The sequence below is a fragment of the Rhodococcus sp. NPDC079359 genome (assembly GCF_040702585.1).
Lineage (GTDB): Bacteria > Actinomycetota > Actinomycetes > Mycobacteriales > Mycobacteriaceae > Rhodococcoides.
The window spans coordinates 152,014-165,716 of the sequence record NZ_JBFBLH010000002.1 but is presented as its reverse complement, the minus strand read 5'-3'; the positions used below and the strand labels follow the sequence as shown (position 1 = coordinate 165,716).

General features: G+C 64.4%; 14 protein-coding genes. 12 read left to right on the top strand and 2 right to left on the bottom strand.

The window, feature by feature from the left end; translation table 11 throughout:
• The first annotated feature begins 479 nt into the window (after nt 1-479).
• From AB0362_RS05430 to AB0362_RS05385, 10 genes are all read left to right on the top strand, one after another.
• Nucleotides 480-1,478, top strand: coding sequence for a substrate-binding domain-containing protein (locus AB0362_RS05430; protein WP_366235081.1), 999 nt, complete (start codon nt 480-482; stop codon nt 1,476-1,478).
• A gap of 42 nt (nt 1,479-1,520) precedes the next feature.
• Nucleotides 1,521-2,510 carry an ABC transporter permease gene (locus AB0362_RS05425; RefSeq protein WP_094670362.1) on the top strand — a complete coding sequence of 330 codons (990 nt, stop codon included), beginning with the start codon at nt 1,521-1,523 and terminating at the stop codon, nt 2,508-2,510.
• Nucleotides 2,507-3,289: an ATP-binding cassette domain-containing protein gene (locus AB0362_RS05420; RefSeq protein WP_068055667.1), complete on the top strand. Its 783-nt coding sequence runs from the start codon at nt 2,507-2,509 to the stop codon at nt 3,287-3,289. The genes AB0362_RS05425 and AB0362_RS05420 overlap by 4 nt, the downstream gene beginning before the upstream one ends.
• Entirely contained in the window at nt 3,270-4,202 is a 933-nt protein-coding gene (locus tag AB0362_RS05415) for a PfkB family carbohydrate kinase (protein WP_366235080.1), read from the top strand. Before AB0362_RS05420 ends, AB0362_RS05415 begins: the two co-directional genes overlap by 20 nt.
• Nucleotides 4,199-4,849 carry a nucleoside/nucleotide kinase family protein gene (locus tag AB0362_RS05410; protein WP_366235078.1) on the top strand — a complete coding sequence of 217 codons (651 nt, stop codon included), beginning with the start codon at nt 4,199-4,201 and terminating at the stop codon, nt 4,847-4,849. Before AB0362_RS05415 ends, AB0362_RS05410 begins: the two co-directional genes overlap by 4 nt.
• Before the next feature lie 54 nt (nt 4,850-4,903).
• The gene (locus tag AB0362_RS05405) at nt 4,904-5,893 is read left to right on the top strand and encodes a LacI family DNA-binding transcriptional regulator (protein ID WP_269595711.1); all 990 of its coding nucleotides are present in this window, start codon (nt 4,904-4,906) and stop codon (nt 5,891-5,893) included.
• A gap of 32 nt (nt 5,894-5,925) precedes the next feature.
• On the top strand, nt 5,926-6,948 hold the full coding sequence (gene fbaA, locus AB0362_RS05400; RefSeq protein ID WP_366235077.1) for a class II fructose-bisphosphate aldolase: 1,023 nt from the start codon (nt 5,926-5,928) through the stop codon (nt 6,946-6,948).
• A gap of 95 nt (nt 6,949-7,043) precedes the next feature.
• Nucleotides 7,044-7,403 carry a hypothetical protein gene (locus tag AB0362_RS05395; protein ID WP_366235427.1) on the top strand — a complete coding sequence of 120 codons (360 nt, stop codon included), beginning with the start codon at nt 7,044-7,046 and terminating at the stop codon, nt 7,401-7,403.
• Nucleotides 7,404-7,579: 176 nt separating this feature from the next.
• Nucleotides 7,580-8,542 carry an alpha/beta hydrolase family protein gene (locus tag AB0362_RS05390; RefSeq protein WP_317548133.1) on the top strand — a complete coding sequence of 321 codons (963 nt, stop codon included), beginning with the start codon at nt 7,580-7,582 and terminating at the stop codon, nt 8,540-8,542.
• Between the two features lie 58 nt (nt 8,543-8,600).
• Complete coding sequence (locus tag AB0362_RS05385; protein ID WP_068055681.1) at nt 8,601-8,816, top strand: DUF2945 domain-containing protein; 216 nt, start codon at nt 8,601-8,603, stop codon at nt 8,814-8,816.
• 56 nt (nt 8,817-8,872) lie between these two features.
• Here the strand turns inward: AB0362_RS05385 and AB0362_RS05380 are convergent, their stop codons facing one another.
• Nucleotides 8,873-10,879, bottom strand: a complete 2,007-nt coding sequence (locus AB0362_RS05380) for a hypothetical protein (RefSeq protein ID WP_366235426.1) — start codon at nt 10,877-10,879, stop codon at nt 8,873-8,875.
• A 41-nt stretch (nt 10,880-10,920) separates the two neighbouring features.
• Entirely contained in the window at nt 10,921-12,162 is a 1,242-nt protein-coding gene (locus AB0362_RS05375; protein ID WP_094639239.1) for an acetyl-CoA carboxylase biotin carboxylase subunit family protein, read from the bottom strand.
• A gap of 182 nt (nt 12,163-12,344) precedes the next feature.
• Between AB0362_RS05375 and AB0362_RS05370 the strand changes: the two genes are divergently transcribed.
• Both AB0362_RS05370 and AB0362_RS05365 read left to right on the top strand, forming a co-directional pair.
• The gene (locus AB0362_RS05370; RefSeq protein ID WP_149404936.1) at nt 12,345-12,686 is read left to right on the top strand and encodes a GNAT family N-acetyltransferase; all 342 of its coding nucleotides are present in this window, start codon (nt 12,345-12,347) and stop codon (nt 12,684-12,686) included.
• Between the two features lie 81 nt (nt 12,687-12,767).
• Nucleotides 12,768-13,703: a pirin family protein gene (locus AB0362_RS05365; protein WP_366235075.1), complete on the top strand. Its 936-nt coding sequence runs from the start codon at nt 12,768-12,770 to the stop codon at nt 13,701-13,703.

The following is a 13,703-nucleotide window of genomic DNA, read 5'->3' as shown; positions in this document are numbered from 1 at the left end:
CGCGCATTCGCCAGGTGCTCACGGAATAGCGAGGTGATCGGGCGCGAAATCGCGCGCGGATGGCAAACGCGCGCGCATTTGCGGGGACTGGGGCGGCGGGGAGGCGGCTGGGGACTCGGCTTCGGCGGACGGGGGAGGGTTCGCCGCCGGACAAGTGATGGGTGGTGGTGCGTGGCATCGACGATCACAAATGCGCGCGCATCCGCCAGGTGCTCACGGAATAGCCGGGTGATCGGGCACGAATTCGCGCGCGGATGGCAAACGCGCGCGCATTTGCGGGAACTGGGGTGGCGCGAACCGGGGGCGACGCGAACCGGGCCGACGCAAACTACGTGACCCCCGTCACGAACCGTCTGCCCGGTCGGTGAAAAAGAATCCAGGTTTGTTTCGGCGAAAGCGCATGCGCAAGCGCTTGTATGCGTTCTAGGCTCCTGCAATCGAGCGACGCGACCGCGTGGCTAGGGGACAAGGGAGTCCACATGTTCAATCACCGTCGGAAGTCCGCGCTGACGATCGGCACCGCGCTCATGGCCGGTTCGCTCGTGTTCGGTCTGACTGCGTGCAGCAGTTCGGATTCGGACAGCGTCAAGGTCGGGCTCATCACCAAGACGGACTCCAATCCGTACTTCGTGAAGCTGCGCGAGGCAGCGCAGGCGCAGGCGGATTCCAGCGGAGCCGAGCTGGTGGCTCTGGCCGGCGCTTTCGACGGTGACAACGAGGGACAGGTCGCGGCCATCGAGAACCTGGTCGGGCAGGGTGTGAAGGGGATTCTGATCACCCCGAACTCGTCCACCGGAGTCCTGGACGCGATCAAGAAGGCACGTGACGCCGGCGTCGTCGTCATCGCCCTCGACACCGCAACCGACCCCGAGGACGCGGTCGACGCCACGTTCGCCACCGACAACAAGGCCGCAGGCATCAGCCAGGGCGAATGGGTCAAGGGCACTCTCGGAACCACTGCGCCCCAGGTCATCATGCTCGACGGCACCGCGGGCGGCACGGTCGACACGTTCCGTCACGACGGCTTCCTCGAGGGCATGGGCCTGACCGACAGCTCGCCGGAGATCGTCGGCCAGGAGAACACAAACGGCGATCAGACCAAGGCGCAGACCGCCATGGAGAACCTGCTGCAGCGCGCACCGGGCGTCAATGCGCTGTACACGATCAACGAGCCCGCAGCAGCGGGTGCGTACCAGGCGATTCAGTCTGCCGGCCGCGCCGATCAGATCACCATCGGCTCGATCGACGGCAGCTGCACCGGCATCGAGAACGTCAAGGCCGGCATCATCGGCGCGACGGTGCTGCAGTTCCCGGCGAAGATGGCCGAGCAGGGCGTCGACGCTGTGGTGAAGTTCGCCGAGGACGGCACCAAGCCCAGCGGCTTCAACGACACCGGCTCGCAGTTGGTCACCGATCAGCCCGTCGACGGAATCGATTCGCAGGACACCGCGTGGGGCGAAGAGAATTGCTGGGGCTGATCGCGGATTCCCGGACCATCGCCCCAACACGAGGACTGATCCGTGAGTACTGACACCGCCGCTGAGCCCAAGGCTCCGAGCCGGTTCAACGTGGGGACCATCCTGCGTGAACCGCTGCTCGGGCCGATGGCCGCACTCCTCATCGCCGTGATCGTCTTCAGCTCGATCTCGAGCTCGTTTCTCAACCCGCAGAACGTTTCTCTGATCCTGCAGCAGTCGGTGGTCGTCGGCATTCTGGCTGTCGGCCAGACTCTGATCATCCTGACCTCCGGTATCGATCTGTCGATCGGTGCGGTGGCGGTGATGGGCACCATCGTGATGGCGCAGTCGGCAGGCGCGAACGGTCCGGTGGTCGCACTGGGTTCCACGCTTGCCGTCTGCCTGGCGTTCGGTGCGATCAACGGCGGATTGGTGACGATGCTGCGACTGCCACCGTTCATCGTCACGCTCGGCACGTTCACCGCGATTCAGGCAGCCACCAGGTTGCTGGCCGGCTCCGAGACCTACCAGGTACCGAGCGGACCGCTGACGCTGCTCGGTACCTCGTTCAAGATCGGCAGTTTCTCCACGACGTACGGCGTGGTGGTGATGCTGCTGGTCTACGCCGTGATGTGGTACGCGTTGTCCCAAACATCTTGGGGCAGGCATATTTACGCGGTCGGTGGTAGCCCGCAGGCCTCGGATCGCTCGGGCATCAAGTCCGGTCGCGTGCTGTTCTCGGTGTACATCGTCACGGGAGTCATCGCGGCGATCGCGGCGTGGGCAGCGCTCGGACGGATCCCCAACGCCGATCCGAACGCCTATCAGAACGCCAACCTGGAAACGATCACCGCGGTCGTCATCGGTGGAACCAGCCTGTTCGGTGGCCGCGGCACCGTCATCGGGACTCTGATCGGAACCCTGATCGTCGGTGTGCTGCGCAACGGTCTCACCCAGGCCGGCGTCGACAGCCTGTACCAGAACGTCGCGACCGGCATTCTCGTCATTGTCGCGGTGGCCGTCGATCAATTCGCACGTAGGAGGTCACAGTGAATGCCCCCCTCGCTCTGGAAGCGCGCGGCCTGGTCAAGACCTACGGCAGTGTGACGGCCATCAACGGTGCCGATTTCGAGTTGCGGCCCGGTGAGGTGCTGGCGGTGATCGGCGACAACGGTGCCGGAAAGTCCAGTCTCATCAAGGCTTTGGCGGGTGCTGTCATTCCCGACTCGGGCGAGATCCTGATGAACGGCTCTCCGGTGTCGTTCAAGAACACGCGCGACGCACGAGCAGCTGGCATCGAGACGGTCTATCAGGACCTGGCTGTCATTCCCGCGCTCGACATCGCGTCGAACGTCTATCTGGGGCGCGAGATCAAGCGGAAAGGCATCAGCGGCAGTCTGTTTCGTCGCCTCGATATGCCACGGATGCGCGAGGAATCGTCGAAGCACCTGCAGGATCTGAAGATCGGTATCAAGTCGGTCAATCAGGCGGTCGAGACGCTCTCCGGCGGTCAGCGTCAGGGCGTGGCAGTGGCTCGGGCGGCAGCGTTCGGACGCGGAGTGATCATCATGGACGAGCCGACGGCCGCACTCGGCGTGCGGGAGTCGGGCATGGTGATCGACCTGATTCGCACGATCCGCGACCGAGGCATACCGGTGGTGCTCATCAGCCACGACATGCCGCACGTGTTCGAGGTCGCCGATCGGATTCACATCCACCGCCTCGGTAAGCGGGCAGGCGTCGTGAATCCGAAGAACCGCACCATGTCCGAGGTCGTCGCGCTCATGACCGGCGCGGAGGAGCCGACCGACGATGAACGCGCAGGCCTCTGAATCGACAAGTCCGGTCGGTGTTTTCGTCGGGCTGGCGACACTCGACGTCGTTCATCGAGTGTCGGCAGCGCCGGCACCCAACCAGAAGATCACCTCGAGCGCACAGTTCGTCGCGGCGGGAGGACCTGCTGCCAACGCGGCGGTGACCTTCGCCGCGCTGGGCGGGACGGCGGTGCTCGTCACCGCGCTCGGAGACGACCCGGTGGCAGCCCTGATCAAGGCCGACCTGGCGGCATTCGGAGTGCGGGTGATCGACGCCGCCGAGGGCTCCACCAGGGCTGTGCCCGTCTCTGCTGTGACGGTGATCGAGTCGACCGGTGATCGGTCGGTCGTCTCGGCCGACGCCGTGAACTCCGACGCCTCGCCGCCGGAGGATCTCGAAGCCGTCGTGGCCGGTGCCGACGTCGTTCTCGTCGACGGGCACCACCCCCTGATCGCCTGCGCCGCCGCGGAACATGCGGCGGCGCGGGTTACCACGTTGGTCGTGGACGCCGGTCGCTGGAAACCGGTAATGAGCGAGCTGATTCCGCACGCCACGGACATGGTGTGCTCGGCGGACTTTCGCGCCCCCGGCACCTCGGACACCGCTTCCACCGCGGCGGCGCTCGTCGGATCCGGCGTGCACACCGTCGTCACGACCCACGGCGGAGATCCCGTCGAATGGTGGTCCGAGGGATCATCGGGATCGGTCGATGTGGAGCCGGTCGCAGTGGTCGATACTCTGGGTGCCGGGGATGCGTTCCACGGCGCGTATGCCTATTACTCCACGCAGCCAGGCTCTCTTTCCGAGCGCATCGACAGGTCGGCTCACGTTGCCGCATTGCGCTGCTCGGTGATCGGCCCCAGAGCGTGGTTACACGAACTATCCGCCGACACACTTCACTACCCACGGACTCGAAAGCGACAACGGTGAGCACTGACCAGGACGTACAGGAAGCCACCCTCGAACAACTCGTGGAGCTGGCGCGAAAGTCGGCTGTATCCGGTCAGCGACGCATACTCGGCCTGACCGGTGCGCCGGGTGCCGGAAAGTCCACTGTGGCTCAGCAACTCGTCGACGCGCTCGGGCCGGAACTCGCGGTACTGGTTCCGATGGACGGATTCCACCTCGCCAACGAGGTGTTGATCGAGCTGGGCCGGCTCGATCGCAAGGGTGCCCACGACACGTTCGACGACGGCGGCTATGCGCGGCTGATCGCGGCGATTCACGACCAGCAGCCCGGCGACCCCATCGTGTACGCGCCGAGATTTCGGCGCGAGATCGAGGAGTCGATCGGGTCCTCGATTCCGGTCCCGTCCACTGTCCCGCTCGTCGTCACCGAGGGCAACTACCTGCTGATGGAGTCCGACGCGTGGCCTGCGGCGCGCGCGATGATCGACGAAGTCTGGTTTCTGGCCCCGCACACGACGGTTCGGCACCAGCGGCTGGTGGCCAGGCACGAGGCCTACGGAAAGTCGCACGAGGCCGCGAAGTTCTGGGCACTGGGCTCGGACGAGCGCAACGCGGAACTGATCGGGTCCACCGCACTCCGCGCCGATCGAATTTTGCGACTGACATGACTGTTCCACCGAGCCACGAGACCCGACAGAGTCAGGCCGACTGACATGCCTACGATGGACGACGTTGCTCGCCTTGCCGGGGTATCGGTATCGACTGTCTCCCATGTGCTCAACGGAACCCGCAACGTCAATCCCGCCACCCGGGAGCGCGTCGACGCAGCGATCGTCGAGATCGGCTATCGGCGCAACGTCGTCGCTCGATCGCTCGCGGCGGGTCGGACGCACACCGTGGGACTGTCCATCGCCGCATTGACCAACCCGTACTTCGGCAGCCTGGTCCATGCCGTCGAGGAGCGGTTGTCCGAGGCCGGTTACGTGTTGATCCTCGGTGACTCGCACGACGAGCCACGCTCCGAGCGCAGGGTGACGGACTCGTTGCTCGACCGTCAGGTCGACGGCATGATTCTCGCGCCCGCAGCCGGCTCGGAGTTCTCCACGATTCCCGAGATCGTCCGTAGCGGAACCCCTCTGGTGTTGATCGACCGGATGCTCGATGTCTCCTGTGACCAGGTGGGCCCGGAGAACGACGCGTCGGCGTACGAGCTCACGACCCACCTCCTCGACGCCGGACATCGACGCATCGCGATCGTCCGCGGCATCGAAGGGATCTCCTCCACGACAGAGCGATTCGACGGCTACTCTCGCGCACTTGCGGATCGAGGAATCGAACTCGATCCTCGACTCGTTCTCGACGGCCGGTCCAGTGTGGAGGTGGCCGAGTCCCGAGTGCGTGAGCTGATGTCGGGTCCGGATCGGCCGACTGCTCTGGTGTCGATGAACAACTCGATGACCATCGGATCGCTGAAAGCGGTTCGCGGCCTGGGCTTGTCGATCCCCGCCGACCTCGCCTTCGTGTGCTACGACGACTTCGAGTGGTCGGATCTGTTCGAGCCCCGGCTCACCGCGGCGGCTCAGGACGTGCAGACGATCGGCCGAACCGCAGCCGACCTGTTGCTGAATCGAATCGAGGGCAGCGAAGAGACACCTCGGTCCATTCGAGTGCCCACCACCTTCACCCATCGCAATTCCTGCGGCTGCACGTAGACCGCAGCCACACCCAAAAGATAGGACCCACCATGCCGATTGCCAGTCCGGAGCAGTATGCCGCCATGCTGGATCGCGCCAAGGATGGTGGGTTCGCCTACCCGTCGATCAACGTCACCGGTTCGCAGACTCTCAACGCAGCTCTGCAGGGATTTGCCGAAGCCGAGAGTGACGGCATCATTCAGGTATCGGTCGGCACCGCGCTCTATCTGTCCGGCAACGCCGTGCAGAACCGCTTCGCCGGGTCCAAGGCGCTCGCGCAGTACGCCCACGAAGTGGCGCAGCACTATTCGATCTCGGTGGCGCTGCACACCGATCACTGCCCCGCCGAGAATCTGGACGACTGGGTCCGCCCCCTGCTGGCCGACGCGATCGAACGACGCGGCCGCGGACTATCGCCGCTGTACCAATCGCACATGTGGGACGGATCGGCCGTGCCGTTGGACGAGAATTTGCGGATCGCGCGCGAGTTGCTCGACCTGTCGGTGGAGGCCGACACCATTCTGGAGATCGAAGTGGGAGTGATCGGCGGGGAGGAGGACGGGGTGTCACACGAGATCAACGAACAGCTGTATTCGACGGTCGACGATGCGCGCGCCACGATCGCTGCGCTCGGTGCGGGGGAGCGCGGTCGTTATATGACGGCTCTGACCTTCGGCAACGTCCACGGCGTCTACAACCCCGACTCGGTACATCTGCGACCCGAGATCCTCGACGAGATCCAGTCCGTCGTCGGAGCCGAGACGGGCAAGGACAAGCCCTTCGATCTGGTGTTCCACGGCGGATCGGGTTCCAGCGCAGAGGACATCGCCTCCGCCGTCGCCAGCGGGGTGATCAAGATGAACATCGACACCGATACCCAGTACGCGTTCACCAGATCCATCGCCGGTCACATGATGAGCAAGTACGACCAGGTTCTCAAGGTCGACGGCGAGTACGGAAACAAGAAGGCCTACGACCCCCGATCCTGGGGCAAGCCGGCCGAGACGGCGATGGCGGCTCGCGTGGTCGAGGCGACACAGATGCTGGGCTCGGCAGGGCGCACTATGCGCTGAGAATCCTTTCCGTCGAGTGTGTCGAAATCTGCGGACCGGTTCCGTCCCAGGGTCGAATGCGGCAAGAATGGCCGCATCGAACGTCAGGGGACACCATTGCCAAGTACCTCATGCTCAAGCATTACCGCGGCGCTCCGGAGCCGATCAACAGCGTCCCGATGGACCGGTGGACGCCTGCGGAGGTGCACGCGCACATCCAGTTCATGCAGGATTTCGCCGCCGAACTCGAAGCCACCGGCGAGTTCGTCGACGCTCAGGCCCTGGCTCCCGAGGGGGCCTGGGTGAGCTCCGGAGGTGAGGGCAGGAGGCGCTGGGCGAGGTCGATCCGGCCGTCCCGCGGCACACAGCGGCGTCCGCGTACCTGTGCGAGAAGGCCGGTGATCTGCAGCGTGCTGCCGAGTTGTACGCGGAGGCGGCGGAGAAGGCGTCGTCGATTCCCGAGCGGCACCATCTGACGCTGCAGGCCGCGCGGATCAGAGCCGGTTGAGCCCCCCAGGCGGCAAGCGAACGGACCGATCGGTTTCGTAATCTGATCGTTAGCGGTAGAAAGCGGAATCCGTGCGACCCTCGTATGGTGCTGAAGTTGCCAATGGGACAGAAGAGAAAGAAACTAACTCGATCCGCTGCGGTCGTGACGGCCGCGGCAGCGGCGTCGATGCTGATGACCGGAACACCGGCGCAGGCGTTGCCGGGTAACTCCGGATCGGCCGACGCGGCTGCGGGAGCCGTCGGCATCCATCAGGTGTCGGCGACCCGCGCGGTGCTGAACGTCTTCTCCCCGTCCATGAATCGGGTCATTTCCAACGAGGTGTTGCATTCGCCGGAAGGTGGCCCTGCGCCCACTCTCGTGCTGCTCAACGGCGCACTCGGCAACGAGGACGGAGTCGGGTGGCTCAACAACTCGGGCGTAGAGCAGTTCTTTCTCGACAAGAACGTCACGGTCGTCGCACCCATCGGCGGTCGCTTCAGTTTCTACACCGATTGGCAGACAACCGATCCCGTGCTCGGCAGCAACAAGTGGCAGACCTACCTGAGCCGCGAATTGCCTGCCGCTGTCGACGCGGCCTACGGCTCGACCGGCAGACGCGGCGTGGCAGGGCTGTCTATGAGTGGTGGTCCCGCACTGGATCTGGCGATCCAGGCTCCGGATGTGTTCGACGCGGCCGCGTCGTTCAGTGGCTGCCCGGCACCCTCCAACCCGCTTGCCACTGCCGGTATTTCGGCGATGATCGCCGGCGGACTCAACAACCCCTTCAACATGTGGGGGCTGCCGGGAAGTCAGGGATGGCGCGACCACGACCCGTCACTGAACGTCGAGCGGCTGCGCGGAACCGCGGTCTACGTCAGCTCCTCCCGCGGACTGCCCGGACCGGTGGATCGCATTCCCGAGGGCGCGATCCCGCCGTTCGGCGGAATGGCGGTGGAGGCCATGGTCAACCACTGCACGTCGATCTTCGTCGACGCCCTGCGCCGAGCAGACGTGCCGGCAACGGTGTCCATGCGCGAGGAGGGCGCGCACACCTGGCCGCTGTTCGAGGATCAGCTGCGTGAGGCCTGGTTCACCACGCTGGCACCGGCTCTGGGAACCAGCTGATTGCATCGAGACTCCGGCGGGTAAGCGTGGTTCACACCGGCGAAAGGACAACGCGAACATGTCGAAGGACGAACTGCACAAGGGCGACAAGGTCGAATGGCAGACCCACGGAAACACGACCGAGGGAACGGTGGTGGAGAAGATCACCTCCGAGACCGAAGCCGCAGGCCGCACCGTGAAGGCATCGAAAGACGAGCCGCAGTACCGGGTCGAGAGCGACAAATCCGGTAAGGACGCGGTGCACAAGCCGGAAGCGCTGGACAAGAAGGACTGACGCCACAAGATCACCTGTGCGCCCCGAGTTGTCGACTCGGGGCGCACAAGTGGATCTCAGGCCTCGGGCACCGATCGTTCTGCGCCCCAACTCCGTTCGATGTAGCCGCGGATGCGCTCGATGTCCTCGGCGGGGATTCTCTCCGGCTCGCCGTGCTCGAGGGGATCGGTGTGGAAGATGTAGAGCCGTGAGGCGAACTGGTCGAACGGCAGCGAACCCTCGCCTGCGCGTTCGCCGTTGCCCGCCGTGCCCACCACGACGCCGTCGCCCCAGTCCTGACCGCTGTCGTTGTTCGGGTTGAAGAAGTACACCCGCATGACGCCGTCGGGATCGGTGTTCACGCGCAGGATCGTGATGGCGTGCCATCCCACATACCGTGCGGCGCTGTCGGTTACGGCCACACCTGCCGGCTGTGGATGGATCAAGGGTTGGTGCCCGTTGTACTCCGGGTGGTACGCGGCGTAGAACTGCCGCAGAAAGGCGTTCAGGTCGACGAGATTGCCGGTCGCGACATCGACGTCGATGTGGAATTCGCGTGCCGACCACCACCCGTGGAACTCGGGATTGACCCAGCGGTGCGGATCGCCTGGACGATCGGCGCAACGCCGGACCATCTCGGCATAGATGCGATCGAGGTGCGGAACCAGCAACAGCGACGCGGGATCGAGGTCCACCGGATCGGTCGTGGCGACGCCGCTGACACTCTCGGTCGACGAGATCGGCTGCCCCTCGAAGTGCATGACGATCTCCTCGTCACGCGCCGCCCACACCACCATCTGCAGCAGGTAGTCGGGATCGTTGTAGGCCCACATCGACAATGCCCGCGCCGACTGACACGTCGGGTTGTCGCCCTGGCCCACACCGAGGGGCTGCCCCAGCATCGAGAGCAAGCCCCCGAGCAAGCGTGACTCCGGCGCGGGGACGGGCCCGAACGTGGTGATCAGTCGTTCCCGCACTGCGGGAGCAAGTTTCAGCGAGATCTGCCGCCACAGGGACGGCACGATCGGCGGCTGATGCAGAATCCCGCGATCGAGAAGCAGTGCCAATCCGTAGAGGCACTGCGCGGTCTCGGGATACACCGTCTCCTCGATGAGGCGATGCACCAGTTCCGGATACCGCGTCAGGCAGGTCCGGCCGGTATCGGACAGACCGAGGGCCTCGGGCAGAACGTAGGAGTAATGGTCGACGAGATACTGCGTCAGCGTCGCGTGATACGGGGAGACGAGCCCGGTGTCGTGCATGGCTCGCGCGAATCCGCGGGCCTCGAACTGCAACGCCTCGACGTCCATCGCCTCGAGTCGCGACCGGTACACCTCGACGCCCGGATCCTCGCGGCAGGCATCGGTTGTGCCGAACAATGCCGTGATCAACCGATCCAGGCCTTGACCGGACGTGCCGAGATCGACGGTGGGATCGTCACGATAGATCGCGATGCGGGTGACCATGTCCTTGATGGTGTCCACCTGAATCGGACGCTGCCGCAGAATCCGCCAGATCTCCTCGACCAACTCGTCGAGCACACTGTCGTAGCCGATCTGCCCGGCCACGTACCCGAACAGATCACGGATCAGATGAGCGGTGCGGCCCAGGCGAACTCGCTCCGACTCGGACGGTGGTGTGAACAGGACGTCGAGATTCACCGCGAGAACCTGAGAGAGGAACCGGCGGGCATCCTCGGCGGTCACCGCAGCATGCTCGTACTCGCCCGCAACGATCGCGACCATCCGCAGTTCGCTGGTCGCCTCGAGTACGAACGTGTCGTCGTTGCCGCTGCGCAAGCTGGGCCCTACGAACCCTGGAACGAGAATGTCCGGCTGTGCCCAATCGGTGCCCGCGAACAGCCCCGCATTCTCGAGCACCTCGGCGCGTTCGCGAATTGCACCGCAACCGCCGGGCTGCAACAGGACTCGATGCACACCATCCAGAACACGTCGCACCTTGGTGTTCTTGCTGAACTCAGGTGCATCGGCCAAGGCATGCACGGCATGGTCCAGTTGCGCCAACCGTGATGCCAATGCTTTGTCCACTGTGGTGGTCGCGTTCGTCGGTGCCGGCTCGTCCATGGTCTGTGACGATGGGTTGCGGTCGTCTCCGAGTTGCTGCTTCACACGTAGAAGTCCAGTTCTTCCTGATGCTTCAACAAGTCACGCATGACGTAGGTGTCCTCACCGAAGAAGTACAGCAGGCCCCAGTGGGTGCCGAATGCCGTTCTCTTGGTGACGGTTTCCTCCACCGGTGCCGACAGATCGTTGGTCTCGTAGTAGTCGTGCCCGCTGGTCTCCTCGGGAATCTGCAGTTGACTGACGACGCGGCGTCGCGGGTACACCCCGAAACATCCGGCGACACCGGTGGCGTCGACGACCTCCTTCGGGAAGAAGGCGTCGATCTCCTCCTCGGTGGTTTTCGGATCGAACGCCAACGCCAGGCCCTGGTAGGCGTTGAAGCCGTAGGCCCGCTCGAGCAGCTCGAACACCTTGAAACCCGGTGGGCGGTAAGCAACTTCGCCGAAGTACATCTCGCCGTCACTGGTGACGAAGTACTCGGGATGAATGAAGCCGAACTCGATATCGAAGGTCTTGATCAACTTCTCGATCTGCACCGTGATCTGCTCACGATACTTCTCCAGTTCCGGTGTGGCCGGAACGAACACCGAATAGCCGAGCGTGACGTATTCGGAGATGTTGAGGAACTTGATCTTGCCGTTGTGAATCCACGCTTCGACAGCGAACTCCCAACCGTCGAGGTGCGATTCCATCAGCGCCGGAAATTCCTCGTCGGGAATGGAGTCGACCTCGTCGGGGGTGCGAATGACACGGTGGCCGAGGCAGCCTGCCTTGTCGAATGCCTTGACATGGATGGGATCGTTCGGATCGCCGTCGAGCTTGAGCAAGGTCTGGTTGACTCGCTTGAGGAATCGGATGACGTCCTCGCGGTCGTGGGCCTCTTCGAAGATGCCGACGCGGATTCCACCGAGTTGGGCGCGACGCTTCATCAAGGACTTGTCGCGCAGCAGCATCGCCTGACCGAACAGTCGCGGGTTGCCCAGCAGTACCGAGTTGATGGCACCGGCCCACTCGACAGTCTCCTCGTAGAGCGGGATCGCGACGTCGACGCCCTTGTCCTGCAGGGTCTCGGCGATTTCCAGTGAGCGATCGTTGAGTCGCTCGAAGTTCCACGGGAGGTACGGAATGTCGTGCTCGGTGCAGTACGCCTCGGCCCACTCGGGGGCGACGACGACGTAGCGCCGATCGAACTTGTCCAGTGCTTCCACCGCGGCCAAACTCCACCCCAGCAGGGCCACGAAACCCTTGTTCGGGTCTTTCTCCAGCCTGTCTGGCTGAGCCATGAAGTTCCTTCCCCTAGATGATTCATCGGTCGAGGTCCTTCGCTCCACCGTACAGAGGCAGTATCGGTCACCGGGCACCCCTGTATGCGACTGTGGATCGGAAACGCGCCGGATCCAGGTGTTCGGTAGCGTGCACGATCGACGAGGTGCGGTGCGCGCCTTCCTGGAACGAGGAGTGCGACATGACGGTCGACAAAACGGGTGCGCAGGTCGAAATCACCCAGCAAGCAGATCGTTTCACGGTTTCGGCCGACGGCTCGCAGGTCGGGTTCACCGAGTTCGCCGACGACGAACACGGCAGACGTATCTTCTTCCACACCGAGGTCGACGCAGCGTACGGCGGACGTGGTCTGGCGACGATTCTCGTGCAGCAGGCGCTCGACGCCACCCGCAACGATGCCAAGCGGATCGTGCCGATCTGCGAGTTGGTAGCGGCCTTCGTCGGCAAGCACTCGGAATTCGACGACATCGTGGAGCAACCGACCGACGAGATCCGGCAATGGCTGGCCGACCGGCAGGCCTGACCGCGGGAATACCGTCGGGCTTCGGCGGGTTGAGGCGATCAGAGTAGTTGCAGAGTCAACTACATTGCCGAAAGGGACGCCATGCCTGCAGTGACGGTCGACAACATCCTCGCGTTGCCCCGAATCCCCATGCCCGACGCCACCGCCGTCCCCCGCCCGGTCCGGTCCGTCACGACGGCACCGACGGGGTTCGAGGGGGAGGGCTTTCCGGTCCGTCGCGCATTCGCGGGACTGGACATGGCGTCGCTCGACCCGTTCATCCACATGGATCAGATGGGCGAGGTGAACTACGCGCCCGGTGAGCCGAAGGGAACGCCGTGGCATCCGCATCGCGGATTCGAGACGGTCACCTACATGATCGACGGCATCATGGAGCACAAGGACTCTCACGGCGGCGGCGGAATCATCAGCGGGGGCGACACCCAGTGGATGACCGCGGGCGGTGGCATCCTGCACATCGAGGCCCCGCCGGAGCATCTGGTGCTCTCGGGCGGACTGTTCCACGGTGTACAGCTGTGGGTCAATCTGCCGCGCGAGAACAAGATGGCGCATCCGCGGTACCAGGACATCACCGGGAGCAAGGTGGCGTTGGCGTCGAGTCCCGACGGCGGTGCGTTGGTCCGCGTCATTGCCGGTGAGATCGCAGGCATGCAGGGCCCCGGGTCTACGTACACTCCGATTGCGCTCTCGCACAGCACCATCGCGCCAGGTGCGGTGCTGACGCTGCCGTGGAACAGGGAGTTCAACGCACTGGTCTACGTTCTCGCGGGCGAGGGCACCGTGGGTGCGGAGAAGCGTCCCCTCAGGATGGGGCAGACGGCGCTGTTCGGCCGCGGCGACACCATCGAGATGTCCGCGTCTACGGCGGGGGAATCGCTGGAGGTGTTCGTTCTCGGCGGCAAGCCGATCAGGGAACCCGTCGCGATGGCAGGCCCGTTCGTCATGAACACCAAGTCCGAAGTGCTGCAGGCGTTCGAGGACTACCAGGCCGGTCGGCTCGGCGTTCCCGTCGAATGA